Raw genomic sequence first — 18,364 nt, 5'->3', positions numbered from 1 at the left:
TTTTGTTTCCCTGGACCGCCACCCGTTCAGGGCAGTGATCAGCCTCCTTATAGTATGGTCCGCGAGGCACATCGATAGGACAGGAACCATGACTGACAACGACTCGGCCTGGGGCCCCGGCGACAACCCGGAAGACTTCCCTACCAGGGCAAGCAGGCGGCGTGCCGGCAAGGATCCGGGCACCGGACCCATCTCCGAGGTTCCGCGGTTCGCGGACCGCTTTTCGCCGCCCGAGGAAGCGCCGGAGCAGGGACCAACCGTCCACGCCGAAGCCGAAGAGCAGACGGTGCGTCGTCCCGTCCTCGACATTCGCTTCGATGAGTCCGCAAACAGCACGAGCACCTGGACCACATCCGTCCCGGTCACCTTCCCTACCCAGACAGACGGCAACGGGAGCCGCAATGGGAGCCGGCCGCCCGTGACGCCCGTCCCGAGCGCCGAGGCCGAATCAACGACGACGGCGCCGGACTCCACTCCTGGCGCACCGGCTGAAACGGCCGAATCAACGACGACAACGGCGCCCACCTCGGTGCCGGACGCCCCGTCGCCGACCGCCTCCGTGCCGGGCACACCGAGCGTGCCTCCGCGTTCATCCCGGCGGCCTGCTGCTGAACCCGAGGGCCGCCGTCGTTCCTTCCTCGCAACCGATAACGGGAAGGTGCCTGCAGAGGCGGGCTTTCGCGGGCTGTTGACGAAGATCGGGATCCGGGTGCCGCCTTCGAAGCGTGAGCTCATCCAGCGGGCCAACACCCGTGCCGTCAGCCAGCACTGGCCAGGCCCGCGCACCATTTCGGTGGTGAACGGCAAGGGCGGAGCCAACAAGACGCCCACAACCGTGATGCTCGCCGCCGTATTCGCGCGGAACGGCGGCGGTCCTGTTCTGGCCTGGGACAACAACGAGACCCGTGGGACGCTGGGCTGGCGCACCGAGCAGGGGCCGCACAGTTCGACCGTGATGGACCTGCTGCCGCAGACCGGCCATCTCCTTTCACCGTCCGCACAGTCGGCGCTGCTTGCCCGGTTCGTCCACCACCAGATCGAGGACAAGTACGACGTCCTGCGGTCCAAGCCGGATGTGCTTGCGTCCGAGCAGAAGGTCACCTCGGATGACTTCGATGCGCTGCACGAGGTGGCATCCAAGTACTTCCGCCTGAACATCGTGGATTCCGGCAATGACGAAACGGCCGAGCGCTGGCTGCGGATGATTCACCACACCGACCAGCTGGTGATCGCGACAACCACCCTTGAGGAGCACGCGGAAGCAGGGGCACTGCTGCTGGAAGCGTTGCGTGCGCGCGGCGGGAAGTACGCGGAACTGTCGCAGAACGCCGTCGTCATTGTCAGCCAGTCCGACAAGAACGGAACGGCTGCACAGGCCCAGGAGATTGCCGACGGGTTTGGGCAGCTGGCACGCCGGGCAGTCACTATCCCGTACGACGTCGCACTGCTGAAGGGCCGTATCCGCTGGGGCGCACTGAAACCCGCTACCCAGAGTGCGTGGCTTGGTGCGGCTGCCGCGGTGGCCGAAGGACTGTAAATAATCAGCTTGCTTATCACTTTGATCATTCCTAGGCTTGGAACGTAAGCCAATCGAATGGAGGAAGCATGACTGCGCACGATATTTCAGGCAAGAAGGTAGCTTTCCTGCTCACGGACGGCGTGGAGCAGGTCGAGTTCACCAGCCCGTGGGAGGCCGTCAAGGGTGCCGGGGGTGTCCCTACGCTCGTCGCGCCCTCCGAGGGATCAGTCCAGGGCTTCAAGGGTACAGAGAAGGGCGACAGCTTCCCGGTCGACCTGACGCTCGATCAAGCCAATGCGGATGACTTCGATGCGCTCGTCCTGCCCGGCGGTGTTGTGAACGCTGATCACCTCCGCGTGGAGAAGAATGCGCAGGCCTTCGCACGCAGCTTCTTCGAACAGCACAAGCCGGTGGCCGCAATCTGCCACGCACCGTGGCTGTTGATCGAAGCCGGCGTCGTCAAGGGCCGTGACCTGACGTCCTATCACACCCTCGAGACGGACCTGCGGAACGCAGGCGCGAACTGGACCGACGATGAAGTGGTGGTGGATCAGGGCTTCGTGACCAGCCGCAACCCTGACGACCTCCCCGCCTTCAATGACAAGGTCCTCGAGGAAATCGCAGAAGGTCCGCACGAGGGTCAGACCGCGTAGGTTTCCGGCCCGTGAGTGTTTAGATAATGGCTCAATGAGTTCTTCATAGGGTCATCATCTGAACACTCATCGAAGGAGGGGCACCCTTTCGGTAGGGTGGCAGGATGCTCAGCGGACACTTCCTTTGCCATGGCGTGTCCTGGGACTTATCGGGTCCATCGATGACGCTTGCTACGCCAAAGGGTGCCGCCGCATCCCTGCCCCTGCCTAGCCGGGAGTTGTTCGGCTTCCGGGTGTACGGAGCGCCCGGTCAGCGGTACTGCCTCGGCTACGCACACTCGCTCGGTCCAACTGAACGTCGGTCCTTCTCGTGCCCAACGCAGACGACGGCGGAGCGCGGCTACCAATGCGGGCCATGTTTCGCCCGGGATGACTTTCGCTTCATGCACGACGTTCACCGCTCTGGCCTAGCTCCGGAGGGTCTCGCCGCTTACCTCGCGCAGGAACACTGGCTGTATGTCGCAACCTTCGCCGATGGATCGACAAAGATCGGCACGGCCTCCAACCGCAGCAAGTGGACGCGGCTCGCGGAGCAGGGCGCCGTCGTCGCCCGCTATGTCGCGCACGCCGACAACGGGCGGATTGTCCGCGTGCTGGAAGACGCCGTCACGCGTCATGCCGGATTGCCGCAGGCTGTACGGTCGGCGGTGAAAACGGCTGGGCTCTCCCGCCCGTTAGCCGAGGGTCGGCTGGACCAGGCGAATGAGGAGCATACGTCCGCCGTTCGCGATCTTCTCCGCGAAGGTATTGAGCTGGATGGGTACCGTGAGGTGAAGGAACAGTGGGATCCGCCGGAGTCGTGGAAACAGGTGCTCGCGGCACGTGCTCCGGTGTACGCGCGGAGTCTTGAGGGTGGCGAGCACGGCGGGATTGTCACAGCACTCCTCGGCCAGAGTGCGTTGCTTGAACTGCCGGAAGGCCGGTTCCTGCTCGATCTCTCCCGCCTTCGCGGTAAACGCCTTGAACTGGGCGAATTCCGGTCCCCGCCCATCGCAGTGCAGGACGAACTGTTCTAGGTAGCGCCTACCGGCCTCCCGAACCTCGCTGCGCTCGGCCCGGAACCGGGGCCAGTAGCGCCTACCGGCCCCCCGAACCTCGCTGCGCTCGGCCCGGAACCGGGGCCAGTAGCGCCTACCGGCCCCCCGAACCTCGCTGCGCTCGTCCCGGAACCCTGCCAGTAGGCTTAGTCCTATGCTCAACACACCCTGGGACACCGGGTCGCCGCTGTATCGAAAGCTCGTGGTCTCCGCGCTTATTTTGACCGGCGTCGGCATCCTCCTGGCGGTAGCGGGCGCCATGCTCCAGGCCGATCAGCTCGTTTTCGCAGCGATCCCCATCATCGTCGCCGGCCTTGCAGCTCACCTGTCAGGGCTGGTTGTGCGCGGCAGGGACGCCCGACGTCGTCACCGGCCTCCGAGCGGGCGCTGACAGCTTCGCTTCGGGGCGGGCCCCTCGCCCGATAGCGTCTACCGGGCTCCCAACCCTTGCTGCGCTTCGGGCCGGGCCCCTCGCCCGATAAGCTTGGCCAAGCGTGTTTATTGCCGGACGAAGGAGCTCCATGACGATCAATCCCGACCTGCAGGGGCGCAGCTATCCCGCTGCCGAGGTCTACACCGTAGGACGCGAGAAGGTCCGGGAGTTCGCCCACGCGGTGAAGGCAACGCATCCCTCGCATTTCGACGTCGAGGCTGCGCGCGCCCTAGGCCACAGGGACCTGGTTGCCCCACCAACATTTGCAATCATCGTGGCGCAGCGGGCAGACGCCCAGCTCATCAACGATCCCGAAGCGGGAATCGACTTCACCCGGGTTGTCCACGCCGATCAGCGCTTCACCCACCATCGGCCGATCGTCGCCGGCGACGAACTCGTCGCCGAACTGCACGTTGATCAGGTCCGCGCCATGGGCGGTGGGGCGATGATCACCACACGCGCCGAAATCTCCACCGTCGAGGGCGAGAAGACAGCAACAACGACGTCGTCCATCCTCGTTCGCGGAGAGGAGCAGTAACCGTGGCAATCACTCTAAGTGAGCTCGAGGTCGGCCAGGAGATCGGGCGTTCCTCCATCGACATCACCCGCCTGGATCTGGTCAAGTACGCCGGAGCATCCGGTGACTTCAATCCGATCCACTGGAACGAGTCCTTCGCACGCGGCGTTGACCTGCCGGGCGTGATCGCGCACGGAATGTTCACCATGGGCACCGCGGTCCAGCTCGTGACGGAGTGGATCGGCGATCCTGGAGCGGTCATCGACTACCAGACGCGCTTCACCCGGCCGGTCGTCGTCGAGGACACAACGGCTGAACCGGACGCCGCCGGTGCCGTCGTTGAAGTGGTGGGCGTCGTCGGGTCGGTGGATCCGGATAATTCCACCGCACGGATAGACCTCACGGTTACCGCCGGCGGGCAGAAGGTGCTGGTCAAGGCTCAGGCAGTGGTTCGGATTTGGTGAAGTCCCTGGCCGAACTCACTACCTGCGCGGTGGGCGGGCCAGCCCGGAAGCTGGTGGAAGCCCGCACCGAGGCAGAGATCATCGATGCGGTTCGCTCAGCGGATGAGGCAGGCGAACCTCTCCTGCTGATCGGTGGCGGTTCGAACCTGGTGATCGCCGATAGTGGCTTCAACGGTACGGTTGTGCGGATCGCCTCGACGGGCTTCACAGTCGACGACGACGACGCCACCTGCGGAGGCGTGATGGTCACCGCCCAGGCGGGGCAGCCGTGGGACGAGCTTGTCGAATATACGGTGAGGCACGCGTACTCGGGTTTGGAGGCGCTGTCAGGAATTCCGGGCTCAACCGGCGCCGTGCCGGTGCAGAATGTGGGTGCGTACGGTACGGAGGTTTCCCAGACAATCGCTATGGTGCGGACCTACGACCGCGAGACGAAGTCGATCAAGTCCCTTGCAAGCTTCGACCTTGAGTTTGGGTACCGCGATTCGCTGCTCAAGCGAACCACAGAGTCAGGTTCGCCGCGATATGTGGTGTTGACTGTCCAGTTCCAGCTTGGGCTTGGCCGGATGAGCAGTCCCGTCCGGTATGCCGAACTTGCCCGCGAACTTGGGGTCGAGGTTGGTGCAAGGGCTTACTCCAACGACGTACGCCGGTCTGTCCTGAGGCTGCGCGCGGCTAAGGGCATGGTGCTCGATGCTGATGATCGCGACACCTACAGCACGGGATCCTTCTTCACCAATCCCGTGGTCAGTTCCGATGTAGCTGTTTCGTTGCCCGAAAGCGCGCCGAGATATCCGGGGGCGGACGGCGGGGTCAAGCTGAGTGCGGCGTGGTTGATTGAGAAGGCCGGCTTCGGGAAGGGTTTCGGGCTGGCTGAGGATCCCGGTTACGAAGCCGCCGGAGGAAGGGCATCTCTCTCCACCAAACACACGCTGGCTGTGACGAACCGTGGCGGAGCCTCTGCGGAAGACCTCCTGAGTATCGCGCGCCTTGTAGCTGACGGAGTGCACCGGAAGTTTGGCATCCGCCTGCACCCTGAACCGCTACTCATCGGTTGTTCGCTCACCTGACGGACCCTAGGCCGTTCAGGCCTGCGCGTGACCGGCCTAGGTGACCACCCGGCGTCGTGCCTTTTCCGCTGCCGCCCGTGTCTGCATGACGGCGTGACGGTGCCACCTACTGTCCACCAATTGGCGGCTGCAGAGCCACTGCACCAGGCGGGACACGAGACTGATCTGCGCGAGTCTGTCGTGGAAGTCGGTCAGCAGCCACCGTGAACTGAGGAAACGGGGGAGCGCAAACACGAGATCCTCGGCTCCGAGGACTCTCGCGAACGCTCCCTCGGGTTCGAACTGCCGTTCCAGGTTCAGAAGCGCCGCGGTATCCGCTCCCACGGTGGCATCTCCTTCCCTCTCCAGAAAGAGCCGGAGGTGGAAAAGTACGCGCGCATACCGCTCTACCGTGGCGGGGTGCTTCCCGCTTGCGCTCGCTGAGAAGTAGCGGGTCAGGATGTCATCTACGGGAATTTGGCTCATGCAGCACAGTCTGCCGCCCCCCACCGACATTTTCGGGGGAACGTACATTCGAATCACACGACCCGCATGAACCTACAGGTTGCCGGTGGCGATCAGCAGCATGCGACGCAGTGGTTCTGCCGCGCCCCACAGCAGTTGGTCGCCAACGGTGAAGGCGCTGATGTACTCGGGGCCCATCTCGAGCTTGCGGATGCGGCCCACGGGGATGTCGAGTGTGCCGCTGGCCGCAACGGGCGTGAGCTGGGCCATTGAGGCTTCCTTGGTGTTCGGGACAACCTTGGCCCAGGGGTTGTCCTGGAGGATCAACGTTTCGATCTCACTGATGGACAGGTCCTGCGTCAGTTTGAGGGTCAGTGCCTGTGAATGCGACCGCATGGCACCGATGCGCACGCACAGACCGTCGAATGGAATGCGCGCGCCGTCAGTGATGTCCGTACCGAGGATCTTGTTCGTTTCGGCGCCGGCCTTCCACTCCTCTTTCGACTGGCCGTTGCCAAGGTCAGCATCGATCCACGGAATGACCGAGCCGGCAAGCGGAACACCGAACTGGGATGCGTCCATCTCCGGATTCTTCTGCTGGGCGAGTACCCCGCGGTCGATCTCGAGGATCGCTGAAGCCGGGTCCGCCAGGTTATCCGCAACAGCACCGTGGATGGAGCCGAACTGGTTCAGCAGTTCGCGCATGTGCCGTGCACCGCCGCCGGAGGCCGCTTGGTAGGTCATCGATGTGCCCCACTCAACCAGTCCGTTCTTGAACAGCCCGCCGAGGCCCATGAGCATGCAGGAAACCGTGCAGTTACCGCCGATGAAGTCGCGTACTCCCCGCGCCAGCCCTGCGTCGATGACGTCCCGGTTCACCGGATCCAGCACAATGATGGAATCCTTTTCCATCCGCAGTTTCGACGAGGCATCGATCCACAGACCGTCCCAACCGCCGTCGCGCAGTTTGGGGTAGACCTCGGCGGTGTAGTCTCCGCCCTGCGCGGTAATGATGATCGGCAGCTTGGTCAGGGTCTCGACGTCGTAAGCATCCTGCAGCGGCGCCGCACCTTCTGCGAACGACGGCGCGGCGCCGCCGGCGTTGGAGGTCGAGAAGAAAACGGGGTCAATGAGCTGGAAGTCACCCTCATCCTGCATGCGCTGCATGAGGACGGAACCAACCATTCCGCGCCATCCGACCAAACCGACGGAGGGCACGGACGCGGACGTGTGAGCTGCGGAAGTCATGATTCAAGTCTAGGGGAGGGCGCGTAAGCGTCCGTTTTCGGTTACGTCACAGGCACAGTACGACGACGGCGCCCGGCTTCACTGGAGGGGCCGGGGGAGTCCGCGTTCCTTCCGCAGTTTGTGTGCACGCCATTCGCGGCGAAAGTTCCTCGTGGCATAAATCCCGAGCAGCACAAACAGTCCAGTCACGATCAGGAACCAGCCAGCTTCCGGATCCCGCTCAACGAACATCCCATGGATCGGCAGGTACAGAAAGATCATCGTGATCACCAGAATGGCGAGGACGTACACCAGATGGCCCCACCAGGTGCTTATCTTGGGGCCGAGTCCCGTACGGCTGACGCCATACTCGTCAGGCGTATAACTGAGCAGCTCACCATTGACTGCGCGCACGAGGATACGCTTCTCGCCGGTGCGTTGAATGTGTTCTTCATGCGCCGCAGTAGTTGCGGCATCCCGGTGGGCCCTCTCGGAGGCCTCTGACATGCTCCGCGCGGACTTCGAATCGTAAACCACGGGCTAACCTTCCTGCGTCCACAGGCTGATCCGGAACCGTGTTCCGTTCTCTGATGTGTTCCAGTCTTCCTGGGGATCCACACCGTGCAGCTTCCACGATCCACCCAGGACCGGCGCGTACGTATCGCCGTCGGCCGAGGACTCAATCACCGTCACCACCGCGGCATTGGCAAGCTGTGCGGCTTCAGCGTAGATCTGCCCGCCACCAATAACCCAGATCTCCTCTGCCCCCTCGCTGCGGCGGGCTTCAGTCAACGCCTCATCCAAAGAGCCGACGACGACGGCGCCAAGGTAGCCGGCCTGGTCCAAGGTTTGCCTGCTCACCACAATGTTGGTGCGCCCCGGCAGCGGACGGTAGCGCTCCGGGAAAGATTCCCAGGTGCGCCGGCCCATGACCACGGGATGTCCCTCGGTGGTGCGCTTGAAGTGCGCCATGTCCTCGGGCAGATGCCACGGCATTCCGCCGTCGAGTCCAATAACGCCGTCAACCGTCTGGGCCCAGATCATGCCGATCACCGGCGTCCCGACAACCGACGCCGGATTCAGGAGTTCGCTCATACTGCGATCGGAGCCTTGATCGTGGGGTGGTGCTGGTAGTTCTCCACCGTGAAATCCTCCAGGGTGTAGTCGAAAATAGTTTCCGGCTTACGGTTCAGCCGCAGGGTCGGGTATGGGTAGGGCTCCCGTGAGAGTTGCTCGGCAACCTGGTCCAGGTGGTCGTCGTAGATGTGCACATCGCCGCCGGTCCAGACAAACTCACCCGGTTCAAGTCCCACCTGCTGCGCGACCATCAGCGTGAGCAGTGCGTAGGACGCGATGTTGAATGGTACGCCGAGGAAGGTATCAGCCGAGCGCTGGTATAGCTGGCAGGAGAGCTTTCCGTCCGCCACATAGAACTGGAAGAAGGCGTGGCAGGGTGGCAATGCCATGTTCTCAAGCTCGGCGACGTTCCATGCGGAGACGATGTGCCGGCGTGAGTCCGGTGTGGACCTCAGTCCCTCGATGAGGCGTTCGATCTGGTCGATGTGCCCGCCGTCCGGTGTGGGCCACGAGCGCCACTGCACGCCATAGACGGGGCCGAGCTCGCCGTCGTCGTCCGCCCATTCGTTCCAAATCCGGACGCCGCGCTCCTGCAGCCATCGAACGTTGGATTCGCCGCGGAGGAACCAGAGGAGCTCCAGGGCAACCGATTTGAAGTGGACCCGCTTCGTGGTGATGAGCGGGAAGGACTCGGCGAGGTCGAACCGGAGTTGGCGGCCGAACACGCTACGGGTGCCAGTGCCTGTGCGATCCGATTTCGGGGTTCCGTTCGCCATGACGTCGCGGAGCAAATCTTCGTACGGAGTGGGAACCGAGGTAGTCACGGGACTAAGCCTATCGGGCGAGGGGCCCGACCTGAGCGAAGCGAAGGTTGGGAGCCCGGTAGGCGCTATCGGGCGAGGGGCCCGACCTGAGCGAAGCGAAGGTTGGGAGCCCGGTAGGCGCTATCGGGCGAGGGGCCCGGCCTGAGCGTCAGTGCGATGTGGAGGCTGAATGAGCCTCTACCAGTCGAAGCAGCGTGTCATTGTCCATACCGGCACGTCGCGCCGTCTGGATGAGATGTACGACGGCGGCGCTCACCTCGGCTGAGGCGTCTGGGTTCCCGGAGCGAGCCGCACCGTGTGCGGAAACCACAGTCCCGTTGCGGCGGCGGCTTTCGATGAGCCCCGCAGTCTCCAGTTCTTTGTACGCTCGACCCACCGTTCCCGGAGCTACGCCGAGATCCGAAGCCAAATTGCGTACTGTTGGCAATCGCATGCCAGGCGTCAGAGACCCGACGGCGATCAGTGACGCTATCTGTGACCGGATCTGGTCATAGGGCGGGGTTGCCGATTCAACGTCAATGGTGACGCGGGTGTTCATGCAGCGTCCCGAATGACGGCCGGTTCCTGTTCAAGTCGCCCGCGGGAGACCGGCGCCGGGATGAAGGCGGCTAATGCTGCAACGATCCATAGGGGCACGCAGAAGTTCATTAGGCCCATGACAGCTTCGCTGTATTGCTCGAGGTTCGCGGTGGTGCCTCCAGAGACCGACCACCTCTGCCCGGCGCTCCAGATAACGGCGGACGTCATCGCAAGGCAGGATGCGCCAAAGACGCACAGCGCCTGGTGGTTGCTCCGGCGGCTGTTCAAACGCACCTGGGAACTGCTCCGTAGCCAGAAGCACAGCGCCCCGATGAGGGCAATAAGGCTCAGTACCGTCGGCATAAGGTGTGCCAGCCCGGGGAAGGGTGCTGGTAATCCCGAGGCCGGGGGATTGATAGCCAGCAGCAATTCATTTGCGCGCGGTTCGAAAACAAGAACGCCTGCCAGCGCGATAACCAATAGGCCAAGGCCACCCGTCGCGACCGTTGCGGCGGCCGGTGACGAAGCCCCTCGTATGGGCAGCGGGGTTCGGCCTTGGGGCTGTGTCCGGATGCGAGCGACAGTGCTGAAGAGCAAGTAGACGACCCCGGCGGCAGCGAACTGTGGCGGGAAGAGGTGATCCCGGAGCCATGTTGCACCGCCCGCTACCGGGATGAGATTCACGGCCACTGTACTTGCGATCAGCGTCACCGTTGCCGCTATCAACGCTGAAAAGTGAGCAACTTCCCGGGTGGGTGATTCATCGGAGCCGGACGAGTCCAATTCCACTGTCACCGGCTCTTCGGAGTGCATGCTGGGAGGACGCCACAATGCGAAAACAAATATGCAAGCAACAGCCAGCAACCGCAGGACATTATGAAGAAGTTCGTAGTCGGTTCCCCATGCCGACTCTGGCCATCGCGCAAACTCGAGGGCTGCCGAGCTTATGGCCAGGAAAAAGATTCCGCCGGTGCGGAGCAGTCGATTGACGCTGATTCGGCGCAGGACGGCGTCATTCGCCTCACTGAGCGTCTCCAGGGGCCTGCGGCGCGTGATGACAAGGAGCGCTGAAACGACGCCCAGAGCACACGCAGCCAGTGTGAGTCCCATAGCTGCGGAGTACGTTCCCCCATCCACCCGTCCGGCTTGAAGGTAGGATTCAGCGCCCGGATTCTCAATCAACGCGGTCCCCACCGGTTCAACGGCAACAACCGCAACACAGACGACGACGCTGAATACAAAGACGAGACCAGTAAGAGCAGTTAGTCGAGTCGGCAGAAAGTCGCTCATGCGCCGCACGTTCAGAGCGGCACGCCGGACCGGTCGACGATGCTTCGGCCACGTGAACTGACCCAGGATGTGAATCATCGAGAAGCTGAGCGCCGGCACAAGGAACGCGAAGAGAATGCGGGGGAAGTAGTCGGCGCCGGCGACGTCGGCGTCAAAGCTTGCCGCGCTGTATAAGGCCATCCCCGAACTGGCGAGATATCCGATGAGACCGGTCCAAAAAGCATGCGTGCGGGCCGTCTCGACGCCGGTTCGGTCGCTTCTTGGCGTTAGCGCGAATGCACGGAGCGAGAGGTAAATCAGTAACGAGACGATGAGAAGCGCTGTGACTGCAATAGGTGACGCATTCATCTAGTTCCGCCTGTTCAGTCGACGCGGGTGGGAACGCAATCATCACCCGGTTTGTATCAATGTGTCAACTAATTGATACAAAGTCAGTCGTCATAGGCACGGAACTGCTCGACCGAAACCACGTGGCCGTGGTTCTTGCTGCTCACATGGCAGATGATCGCCTCGCCCGGTGCAAGGTACGGGTCGGTGGTGGGTAGCAGATTGGCTAGCTCTACGCTCATGTGCTTCCGCAGTACGTCCAGCACGAGGGGGAGCACAGGGCGGTGGGTGCACACGGCCACCGGCACCCGCTTGTCGAACTGCTTCTCGATCACGCCTTTAGCCTTGCCCGGTTTGCGGGCGGCGTTGTGCTCGGTGATCGCGTCTACAAGCTTCAGCTTCGGGTTAGCCCGCTTCACGTACGGCATGACGGTCTGGACACAGCGGTCCCAGGGGCTGCTCACCACTCTTTCCGGCGCCCATGCCTGAAGCAATCGGCTCACGGCCACTGCCTGCCGCCGGCCGGAAGCGGCCAGCGGCCGTTCGCCTTCAGCACGCGTCCACGATGAGCGCGGCTTCGCCTTCGCGTGTCGCACCAGAATGAGCGGCCAGGTAGCCAGGTTCTGTTCCTGGAAAGCCGCAACAAGCGCTTGAACCGGCTCGCGGTCCGACGGATTGGTCACCAGCTCAAGTGCGCGCTCGGGGGAGCACCACAGGAATTCGTCCACTTCCTTGCCGTCTGGCTTCACCTTCACGGCTTCGGTGCGGGCAGCCCAATAATGCACGACCTTGAGCCCGGACGCCACCTGGTATTCGATTGAGGGCAGCGGTATGCCGAGCTTGATGTCGATACCGACCTCTTCACGCACCTCGCGCACCGCACACTCCGGCGTGGTCTCGCCCGGGTCGATCTTGCCCTTCGGCAGCGACCAGTCCTTGTACCGTGGCCGGTGGATCAGGAGGACTTCCAGCTTCCCCTGTTCCTTGCGCCAACATACTGCACCGGCGGCGACGACGGCGACCTGCTGGGTGGTCGCATTCCCCAACACGCCTGTATCGGGTCGTGTCTTCACCGGCGCGCGGGTCGCAGACGGCTGCGGGACCGGGAGGCAAGAAGCCAGGACTGCACGTCACTCAGGGGGGCGCCGTCGTCGTCCTTGTGGTGGCGAATCCATTCGCCGTCGCTGCCCAGGTGCCAGCTGGCTGTCTCCGGATCGAGGTAGCGGTCCATGAGCGAGAGCAGATACGCAATGTGCTCAGGAGCCGAGAGCTGGACCAACGCCTCGACCCGGCGGTCGAGGTTGCGGTGCATCATGTCGGCAGAACCGATAAACACCGCCGGGTCACCTCCGTTTGCGAAGGCAAAGATACGGGAATGTTCAAGGAACCGGCCCAGCACCGACCGTACGGTGATGTTCTCGCTCAGCCCCGGCACACCCGGTCGCACGGAGCAGATCCCGCGCACAATCACGTCGACACGGACGCCGGCCTGGGAGGCACGGTACAGCGCATCGATGAGCGCCTCGTCGACGATCGAGTTGACCTTGATGGTCACCCGTGCGTCCATTCCGGCCTGGGAGTTGATGATCTCCTGCTCAATGCGCTCAATGAGACCCGAACGAACGGACCGCGGAGCGACGAGCAGCCGTTCGAAGGTGGACTTGGGTGCGTAGCCGGAGAGCTGGTTGAACAGCCGGGAGAGGTCCTCGCCAACCTGGTCGTTGGCAGTCAGCAGGCCCAGGTCCTCGTAGTAGCGGGCGGTCCTTGGATGGTAGTTGCCGGTTCCGATATGGCAGTAGCGGCGAAGTCCGTCAATCTCCTGGCGCACCACGAGGGAAAGTTTGCAGTGGGTCTTCAGGCCGACAATCCCGTACACCACGTGGACACCGGCCTGCTCCAGCTTCCGGGCCCAGGAGATGTTGGCCTGCTCATCGAACCTCGCCTTGATCTCGACGAGCGCGAGCACCTGCTTGCCGGATTCCGCGGCGTCGATCAGCGCATCCACGATGGGGGAGTCTCCGGAGGTCCGGTACAGGGTCTGCTTGATCGCCTGCACCTTCGGGTCCACCGCGGCCTGCTCAAGGAATGCCTGCACGGACGTGGAGAATGAATCGTACGGATGGTGCAGCAGGATGTCCCGGCGCCGCATGGCGGCAAAGACATTCGCGGCCTTGGATGTTTCGCTCTCGTTGAGGTCACGGCTGGTGTGCGCTACGTGCTTCGGGAAGTGCAGGTCGCCGCGGTCGATGCGTGAAATGACGCTGAGTCCACGCAGATCCAGCGGACCCGGGAGATCATAGACTTCGGCCTCATCCACACCGAGTTCGCGGGATAGCAGGGCACGGATGCTGGGGTTGATGTCGGTAGTGACCTCAAGCCGGACGGGTGGGCCGAACCGCCTTCGCAGCAGTTCCTTTTCAAGCGCCTGGAGGAGGTTCTCGGCGTCGTCCTCCTCCACTTCCAGGTCTTCGTTGCGGGTGACGCGGAAAGTGTGGTGCTCCAGCACTTCCATGCCCGGAAACAGTTGGTCGAGGTGGACGGCGATGACGTCCTCCAGCGGTATGAAGCGGGCAGTCCGGCCCGCAACGTTCCCGGCACGCGGTCCGTCGACCGAGATCAGCCGGGGCAGCTGGTCGGGCACCTTCACACGCGCGAACAGTTCCTTTTCACTCACCGGATTGCGTACGACGACGGCGAGGTTCAGCGAGAGCCCCGAGATATACGGGAACGGGTGCGCCGGATCGACCGCGAGCGGCGTCAGGATAGGAAAGACCTTCTCGGCGAAGAGCTTGTTGAGCTCGGTTTTCGCCGCGCTGTCCAACTGGTCCCAGGTGGTTAGGTGAATGTTCTCCCCAGCCAGCGCGGGCCGGATGGAGTCGGCGAAGATCGCTGCGTGGCGTCGCTGCAGCTCGAGCCCCTCGGCCATGATCGTCTCTAGTTGCTCAATGGGGCTCAGCCCAGCAGCTGACGGGACAGCTAGTCCAGTCGCGATTCGGCGCTTCAGCCCGGCAACGCGGACCATGAAGAATTCGTCGAGGTTGGAGGCGAAGATCGAGAGGAAATTGACCCGTTCCAGCAGCACCAGCTCGGGGTCCTCGGCGAGATCCAGTACGCGCGCGTTAAAGTCCAGCCAGCTGATCTCCCGGTCCAGGAAGCGGTCCGGCGAGATCTCACCTGCGGGCAGCAGGCTGGGTGCGAACTCCGGTATGTCGATGCGGTCCTGGGTTGCCCGTGCGGGAGCCACTTCCGAGGACCCATACCGTGCCGGTACCCGGGCGGCGGTTTCGGCTTCCATAGTGCCTCCTTTGTGGTTCTGATGTGCCCTGCGGCCCGCCGGAACGGCAGGTGAAGGGCCCTCCTCAACCTTACAAGTTGCCACCCGCAATACCGGGCGCGTACATTACGTCGACGTCCCACCGGGTGAAGCCGAGCGATCGGTAGAGCGCGATGGCCGCGGTGTTGTCGGCGTCGACATAGAGCATGATGGCCTGAAGCCCCAGTGAATGCAGGTGTTCGATACCCGCAATTGTCAGCGCCTTCCCCAGCCCCATCCCTTGTGCCTCGGGTGTCACACCCACCACGTACACCTCGCCGATTGCGGGGTGCTTGCCGCTGCGTGGATGCACCTTCGTCCAGTGGAATCCGAGCAGGCGGTCATCGGACTCACGGATGGCGAGAATCAGCCCGGCCGGATCGAACCAGTCTTCCGCCATGCGGGCCTGGAGGTCTTCCAGGGTGGTGGAACCCTGTTCGGGGTGGTGAGCAAACGCAGCGGCATTGGCCTCAAGCCACGCCCGCTCGTCCGTGCCCGGCTCGAACGTGCGTAGGCGCACACCAGCAGGCACGACGACGTCGGGCACCGCCGCTTCCAGCGCCGCCCTGGTCTGCCGCATGCGCCACAGCTCCCGTACCGGGGTGAAGCCGGCATGGGCGGCGAGTTCGACGGCGGCGGCGTGGTTTCCGTGGGACCAGGCACGAAGTTCGGGCAGCCTGTGCTCCTTCAAAGCCTGCACGAGACTGGCGCCCACACCCTGGTTGCGGTAGGTGGGCCGCACCACAAGTTCCAGGACTCCCGGTTCCCCGTCCGCCCGCGGGAAACTGACGACGGCGACGCCCGCGAGCTCTTCGTCGTCGTCCGTCCCGCCGTCGCTGGCGTAGGTGGCGAGGACCAGAAGGCCGCCGGGATGCTGTCGTGCGGCCCGCAGGTTGACGAGTGTCTGCTCGGACAGGGGTGGATTGCCGTCCGCGTCCTCCGCGGCCCGGGCCAGGCCGATGATGTCCTCCAGCACGCCGTCCTGCGGTGCGCCGTCGATGGTCAGTATGGGCCAGGTGGATCCTTGCGCTGCGCTCATTCCATCAGACTAATGTTCCTGCCACCTGTTTCGGCAGGTTTGGACTGGTCGGCTCGGCTGGGGTAGGCTTTTTGAGCGCTCTTCGAGAGCGTTGAGGGGGATGCGCCAGTGGGGCGCCCGCGATACGTTCGACCCGTATGTCCTCCACTTAACCGGTTCCCTTTCCGCTCTGCGGTTGGGGAACCGTTTCGTTTAGGCCTGCTGGTTGACTGTGGAGTCCTCCGGCTGCCGCGTCAGCGTGAACCGGTAGCCGACGTTGCGCACTGTTCCGATCAGCTGTTCGTGGTCAGCTCCGAGCTTGGCCCTCAGCCTCCGCACGTGCACATCGACCGTGCGGGTGCCGCCGTAGTAGTCATACCCCCACACCTCGTGGAGCAGCTGGTCGCGGGTGAAGACCCTACCGGGGTGCTGGGCGAGGTACTTCAGCAACTCGAATTCCTTGTAGGTGAGGTTCATCGGCTCACCGCCCACCCGTGCGGTGTAACTCGCCTCATCGATGACTACGCCGGAGGCGTGGATTTCGCTGCTGACCTCCTCCGCCGCGCTATTGGCCTTAGCGATCACCAGGCGCAGGCGCGCCTCCACCTCGGCCGGGCCGGCGGAGTCCAGGACGACGTCGTCGGCGAGCCAGTTCGCGGCGACCGCAGCCATCCCGCCCTCGGTGAGTACAAGCATGAGAGGTGCGCTGAGCCCGGTTGCGCGCAGGAGCTGCGTGAGGGAACGGGCACCCACCAGGTCTTTTCGGGCGTCGATGATGACGACGTCGCAGGGCTCGGTTTCCAGGAGTGCCGTGGGTTCGGCGGGCAGGATGTGAACCTTGTGGCTGAGAAGCTCAAGCGCCGGAAGGACATCCACGGAGGAGCCCTGGCTGTTGGTTAGCATCAGGATGTGCGGCATATGTCCTCCAGAAATTTGGGACGCGCATCATCGGGCGGACGCTACGGAACCGAATGCCGACAACGGTGTGCTGGGGCGGCCGGCGAGCGGATTCCGTCCATTATACCGGGTGTGATTCTCCGCACGCCGTAACGTTTCGTCCACAACCCCTTTTCGCCCGGCGCGCGACGGTAAGGCAGTATTGCAGGAGTGAGGATGTTGATGGCGGGAATCGTGGCGGCGGCAGCTCTTGCCGCTCTCGTGACTGCCGCCTACATCTCGCCCGAGGCGAGCGCCGCCGTCGTCGGCGTCCTGATCCTCATCGCGGCCATCGGCTGGCCGTACGTTCTCGGTGTCCCTGCCCGCAAGAGCCAGTCTGCAGTGATCGCGCTGAGCGCGCTGGCTGCCTCCGCTACTGCCTATGTTGCCCCTGACGGCAGCGCGCTGGCGTGGTTGCCCGTTGCCCTTGCACTGGGTCTCGGCGCTGTTTTCCTGATCCAGCTCATCCGGGGCACGGGCCAGAGTCACCGTCTTGAATCAACGCTTGGAGCCAGTGCCGGCCTGTTCATGATCGCCCTCGGGGCCGGCTGGATCGCCGCGGAGGGGCTGGCCGTCAACGAGGGTTCCTCGGGCGTCACCCTCGTGACCGGCATCAGTGTCCTGATGGCGATTGCAACTGCCATGCTCCCGTGGCCGGACCGGATAGTCGGTCCTCTCGGCGTTGTGCTTGCAGCGCTCGCGGGCCCACTTGCCGCACTCATCTTCACCGATGTGGAGGGCCTTGCCGCGGGTATCATCGGCGCGGTCTGCGGGGCGGTGGTCATGGCAGCACGGAGGCTTCTGATCACCCGTGACGCGCCGTTGAACGTGGCCGCAATCCTCTCTGTCGGGGTCGCGCCCATCCTGGCCCTCGGCTCTCTCGTCTACTTCCTCGACAGGCTGCTGCTCAGCTGACACATGGGGCAGTTGAACAGTTGCAGCGCGTTAGGATGGAGCCATGTCGATTCTTGCGCTGGAAATCTTCTTCATTTCGCTGCTGGTCATCGCGGGGCTGGGAATGGCCGGCTTCGCGGCACTGGTCATCACGCGCCTGTACAAGGGCCAGAAGTAACGCACGCTGATTCATGTCGTTTGAGATTCCCACGGACCTGACCCCCGAACTCGTACCGCTGTCCTGGCTACTGGGCACCTGGGAAGGTTCCGGCAGGCTAGGCGAAGGCAACGCCGATTCGGAGCACTTCTTCCAGCGCGCCAGCTTCTCCCAGCACGGTCTGCCCTATGTGCAGTACACGGCCGAGAGTTGGCTGACCGATGAAGAGGGGAACACCCTGCGCCCGTTGTCGGTCGAGACCGGTTTCTGGGCGCTGGACCGAAAACTGAACGACGCCGACGTCGGCCCCGGTCTGTCTCCTGCGGACATTGTTCCGGCGCTCAAGAGCGCCGATGAAGTGGAACAATTCCGCAATCAGGAGGGCGGCTTCGACATCACGGCGACCATCGTCCACCCTGGCGGCATCGCCGAGTTGTACTACGGCAGTATCAAGGGACCCCAGATTCAGCTCACCACGGACCTCGTGATGCGCGGGCAGCATTCAAAAGACTATTCGGCGGCAACCCGCCTGCTCGGCCTGGTCAACGGGGACCTCTTCTGGCGCTGGGATATCGCCGCGGAGGGCAGTTCGCTGGAGCCGCACGCCTCGGCGATCCTGAAGAAAACCGCCTGAACGCGGCAACG

20 protein-coding genes are annotated in these 18,364 nt (G+C 63.6%); 9 read left to right on the top strand and 11 right to left on the bottom strand.

Going from position 1 to position 18,364, the window contains the following annotated elements:
• The first annotated feature begins 88 nt into the window (after positions 1 to 88).
• The 7 genes from BJ994_RS11530 (at position 89) to BJ994_RS11500 (ending at position 5,693) form a co-directional block, all read left to right on the top strand.
• Positions 89 to 1,537 (top strand): MinD/ParA family ATP-binding protein, encoded by a 1,449-nt coding sequence (locus tag BJ994_RS11530; RefSeq protein WP_209066804.1) that lies wholly within the window; start codon positions 89 to 91, stop codon positions 1,535 to 1,537.
• Positions 1,538 to 1,605: 68 nt separating this feature from the next.
• Positions 1,606 to 2,172 (top strand): type 1 glutamine amidotransferase domain-containing protein, encoded by a 567-nt coding sequence (locus BJ994_RS11525; protein WP_167994264.1) that lies wholly within the window; start codon positions 1,606 to 1,608, stop codon positions 2,170 to 2,172.
• A gap of 161 nt (positions 2,173 to 2,333) precedes the next feature.
• Positions 2,334 to 3,188 carry a DUF2797 domain-containing protein gene (locus BJ994_RS11520; RefSeq protein WP_167994263.1) on the top strand — a complete coding sequence of 285 codons (855 nt, stop codon included), beginning with the start codon at positions 2,334 to 2,336 and terminating at the stop codon, positions 3,186 to 3,188.
• A 175-nt stretch (positions 3,189 to 3,363) separates the two neighbouring features.
• Positions 3,364 to 3,600: a hypothetical protein gene (locus BJ994_RS11515; RefSeq protein WP_167994262.1), complete on the top strand. Its 237-nt coding sequence runs from the start codon at positions 3,364 to 3,366 to the stop codon at positions 3,598 to 3,600.
• Between the two features lie 130 nt (positions 3,601 to 3,730).
• Positions 3,731 to 4,180, top strand: coding sequence for an FAS1-like dehydratase domain-containing protein (locus tag BJ994_RS11510; protein ID WP_167994261.1), 450 nt, complete (start codon positions 3,731 to 3,733; stop codon positions 4,178 to 4,180).
• A 2-nt stretch (positions 4,181 to 4,182) separates the two neighbouring features.
• Positions 4,183 to 4,623 (top strand): MaoC/PaaZ C-terminal domain-containing protein, encoded by a 441-nt coding sequence (locus BJ994_RS11505; protein WP_167994260.1) that lies wholly within the window; start codon positions 4,183 to 4,185, stop codon positions 4,621 to 4,623.
• The gene (locus BJ994_RS11500; protein WP_425339382.1) at positions 4,620 to 5,693 is read left to right on the top strand and encodes a UDP-N-acetylmuramate dehydrogenase; all 1,074 of its coding nucleotides are present in this window, start codon (positions 4,620 to 4,622) and stop codon (positions 5,691 to 5,693) included. The genes BJ994_RS11505 and BJ994_RS11500 overlap by 4 nt, the downstream gene beginning before the upstream one ends.
• Positions 5,694 to 5,729: 36 nt before the next feature.
• Here the strand turns inward: BJ994_RS11500 and BJ994_RS11495 are convergent, their stop codons facing one another.
• From BJ994_RS11495 to BJ994_RS11445, 11 genes are all read right to left on the bottom strand, one after another.
• A complete protein-coding gene (locus BJ994_RS11495) occupies positions 5,730 to 6,158 on the bottom strand; it encodes a hypothetical protein (RefSeq protein WP_167994258.1) in 429 nt (142 codons plus the stop codon).
• Positions 6,159 to 6,230: 72 nt separating this feature from the next.
• Positions 6,231 to 7,385: an aspartate-semialdehyde dehydrogenase gene (gene asd, locus BJ994_RS11490; protein WP_167994256.1), complete on the bottom strand. Its 1,155-nt coding sequence runs from the start codon at positions 7,383 to 7,385 to the stop codon at positions 6,231 to 6,233.
• 78 nt (positions 7,386 to 7,463) lie between these two features.
• Positions 7,464 to 7,901, bottom strand: a complete 438-nt coding sequence (locus BJ994_RS11485) for a hypothetical protein (RefSeq protein ID WP_167994255.1) — start codon at positions 7,899 to 7,901, stop codon at positions 7,464 to 7,466.
• A 3-nt stretch (positions 7,902 to 7,904) separates the two neighbouring features.
• Entirely contained in the window at positions 7,905 to 8,459 is a 555-nt protein-coding gene (locus BJ994_RS11480) for a dihydrofolate reductase (protein ID WP_167994254.1), read from the bottom strand.
• Positions 8,456 to 9,217, bottom strand: coding sequence for a thymidylate synthase (locus tag BJ994_RS11475; protein WP_209068155.1), 762 nt, complete (start codon positions 9,215 to 9,217; stop codon positions 8,456 to 8,458). The genes BJ994_RS11480 and BJ994_RS11475 overlap by 4 nt, the downstream gene beginning before the upstream one ends.
• A gap of 196 nt (positions 9,218 to 9,413) precedes the next feature.
• Positions 9,414 to 9,803: a GntR family transcriptional regulator gene (locus BJ994_RS11470; RefSeq protein ID WP_167994253.1), complete on the bottom strand. Its 390-nt coding sequence runs from the start codon at positions 9,801 to 9,803 to the stop codon at positions 9,414 to 9,416.
• Complete coding sequence (locus tag BJ994_RS11465; RefSeq protein WP_167994252.1) at positions 9,800 to 11,422, bottom strand: hypothetical protein; 1,623 nt, start codon at positions 11,420 to 11,422, stop codon at positions 9,800 to 9,802. Before BJ994_RS11465 ends, BJ994_RS11470 begins: the two co-directional genes overlap by 4 nt.
• 83 nt (positions 11,423 to 11,505) lie before the next feature.
• Positions 11,506 to 12,450 (bottom strand): NUDIX hydrolase, encoded by a 945-nt coding sequence (locus BJ994_RS11460; protein WP_425339381.1) that lies wholly within the window; start codon positions 12,448 to 12,450, stop codon positions 11,506 to 11,508.
• A gap of 20 nt (positions 12,451 to 12,470) precedes the next feature.
• Entirely contained in the window at positions 12,471 to 14,696 is a 2,226-nt protein-coding gene (locus tag BJ994_RS11455; protein WP_167994250.1) for an RNA degradosome polyphosphate kinase, read from the bottom strand.
• A gap of 70 nt (positions 14,697 to 14,766) precedes the next feature.
• Positions 14,767 to 15,753 carry a mycothiol synthase gene (gene mshD / locus BJ994_RS11450; RefSeq protein ID WP_167994249.1) on the bottom strand — a complete coding sequence of 329 codons (987 nt, stop codon included), beginning with the start codon at positions 15,751 to 15,753 and terminating at the stop codon, positions 14,767 to 14,769.
• 192 nt (positions 15,754 to 15,945) lie between these two features.
• Entirely contained in the window at positions 15,946 to 16,650 is a 705-nt protein-coding gene (locus BJ994_RS11445) for a winged helix-turn-helix transcriptional regulator (protein ID WP_167994247.1), read from the bottom strand.
• A 201-nt stretch (positions 16,651 to 16,851) separates the two neighbouring features.
• On the opposite strand from BJ994_RS11445, the gene BJ994_RS11440 reads away from it, so the two are divergent.
• Together BJ994_RS11440 and BJ994_RS11435 are read left to right on the top strand one after the other, a co-directional pair.
• Positions 16,852 to 17,583, top strand: coding sequence for a hypothetical protein (locus tag BJ994_RS11440; protein ID WP_167994245.1), 732 nt, complete (start codon positions 16,852 to 16,854; stop codon positions 17,581 to 17,583).
• A 170-nt stretch (positions 17,584 to 17,753) separates the two neighbouring features.
• On the top strand, positions 17,754 to 18,353 hold the full coding sequence (locus BJ994_RS11435; protein ID WP_167994243.1) for a heme-binding beta-barrel domain-containing protein: 600 nt from the start codon (positions 17,754 to 17,756) through the stop codon (positions 18,351 to 18,353).
• The last annotated feature ends 11 nt before the right edge of the window (positions 18,354 to 18,364 follow it).

Origin of the sequence: Arthrobacter pigmenti (assembly GCF_011927905.1) — a bacterium.
Taxonomy (GTDB): domain Bacteria; phylum Actinomycetota; class Actinomycetes; order Actinomycetales; family Micrococcaceae; genus Arthrobacter_D; species Arthrobacter_D pigmenti.
The sequence above is the reverse complement of the archived record's forward strand: the minus strand, read 5'-3'. Positions and strand labels throughout refer to the sequence as shown.

Excerpts from the sequence above, each read along its gene's own strand:
- BJ994_RS11530 (WP_209066804.1), top strand. The coding sequence starts at position 89 with ATGACTGACAACGACTCGGCCTGGGGCCCCGGCGACAACCCGGAAGAC.
- BJ994_RS11525 (WP_167994264.1), top strand. The coding sequence starts at position 1,606 with ATGACTGCGCACGATATTTCAGGCAAGAAGGTAGCTTTCCTGCTCACG.
- BJ994_RS11520 (WP_167994263.1), top strand. The coding sequence starts at position 2,334 with ATGACGCTTGCTACGCCAAAGGGTGCCGCCGCATCCCTGCCCCTGCCT.
- BJ994_RS11515 (WP_167994262.1), top strand. The coding sequence starts at position 3,364 with ATGCTCAACACACCCTGGGACACCGGGTCGCCGCTGTATCGAAAGCTC.
- BJ994_RS11510 (WP_167994261.1), top strand. The coding sequence starts at position 3,731 with ATGACGATCAATCCCGACCTGCAGGGGCGCAGCTATCCCGCTGCCGAG.
- BJ994_RS11495 (WP_167994258.1), bottom strand. The coding sequence starts at position 6,158 with ATGAGCCAAATTCCCGTAGATGACATCCTGACCCGCTACTTCTCAGCG.
- asd (WP_167994256.1), bottom strand. The coding sequence starts at position 7,385 with ATGACTTCCGCAGCTCACACGTCCGCGTCCGTGCCCTCCGTCGGTTTG.
- BJ994_RS11480 (WP_167994254.1), bottom strand. The coding sequence starts at position 8,459 with ATGAGCGAACTCCTGAATCCGGCGTCGGTTGTCGGGACGCCGGTGATC.
- BJ994_RS11475 (WP_209068155.1), bottom strand. The coding sequence starts at position 9,217 with ATGGCGAACGGAACCCCGAAATCGGATCGCACAGGCACTGGCACCCGT.
- BJ994_RS11470 (WP_167994253.1), bottom strand. The coding sequence starts at position 9,803 with ATGAACACCCGCGTCACCATTGACGTTGAATCGGCAACCCCGCCCTAT.
- BJ994_RS11465 (WP_167994252.1), bottom strand. The coding sequence starts at position 11,422 with ATGAATGCGTCACCTATTGCAGTCACAGCGCTTCTCATCGTCTCGTTA.
- BJ994_RS11455 (WP_167994250.1), bottom strand. The coding sequence starts at position 14,696 with ATGGAAGCCGAAACCGCCGCCCGGGTACCGGCACGGTATGGGTCCTCG.
- mshD (WP_167994249.1), bottom strand. The coding sequence starts at position 15,753 with ATGAGCGCAGCGCAAGGATCCACCTGGCCCATACTGACCATCGACGGC.
- BJ994_RS11445 (WP_167994247.1), bottom strand. The coding sequence starts at position 16,650 with ATGCCGCACATCCTGATGCTAACCAACAGCCAGGGCTCCTCCGTGGAT.
- BJ994_RS11440 (WP_167994245.1), top strand. The coding sequence starts at position 16,852 with ATGGCGGGAATCGTGGCGGCGGCAGCTCTTGCCGCTCTCGTGACTGCC.
- BJ994_RS11435 (WP_167994243.1), top strand. The coding sequence starts at position 17,754 with ATGTCGTTTGAGATTCCCACGGACCTGACCCCCGAACTCGTACCGCTG.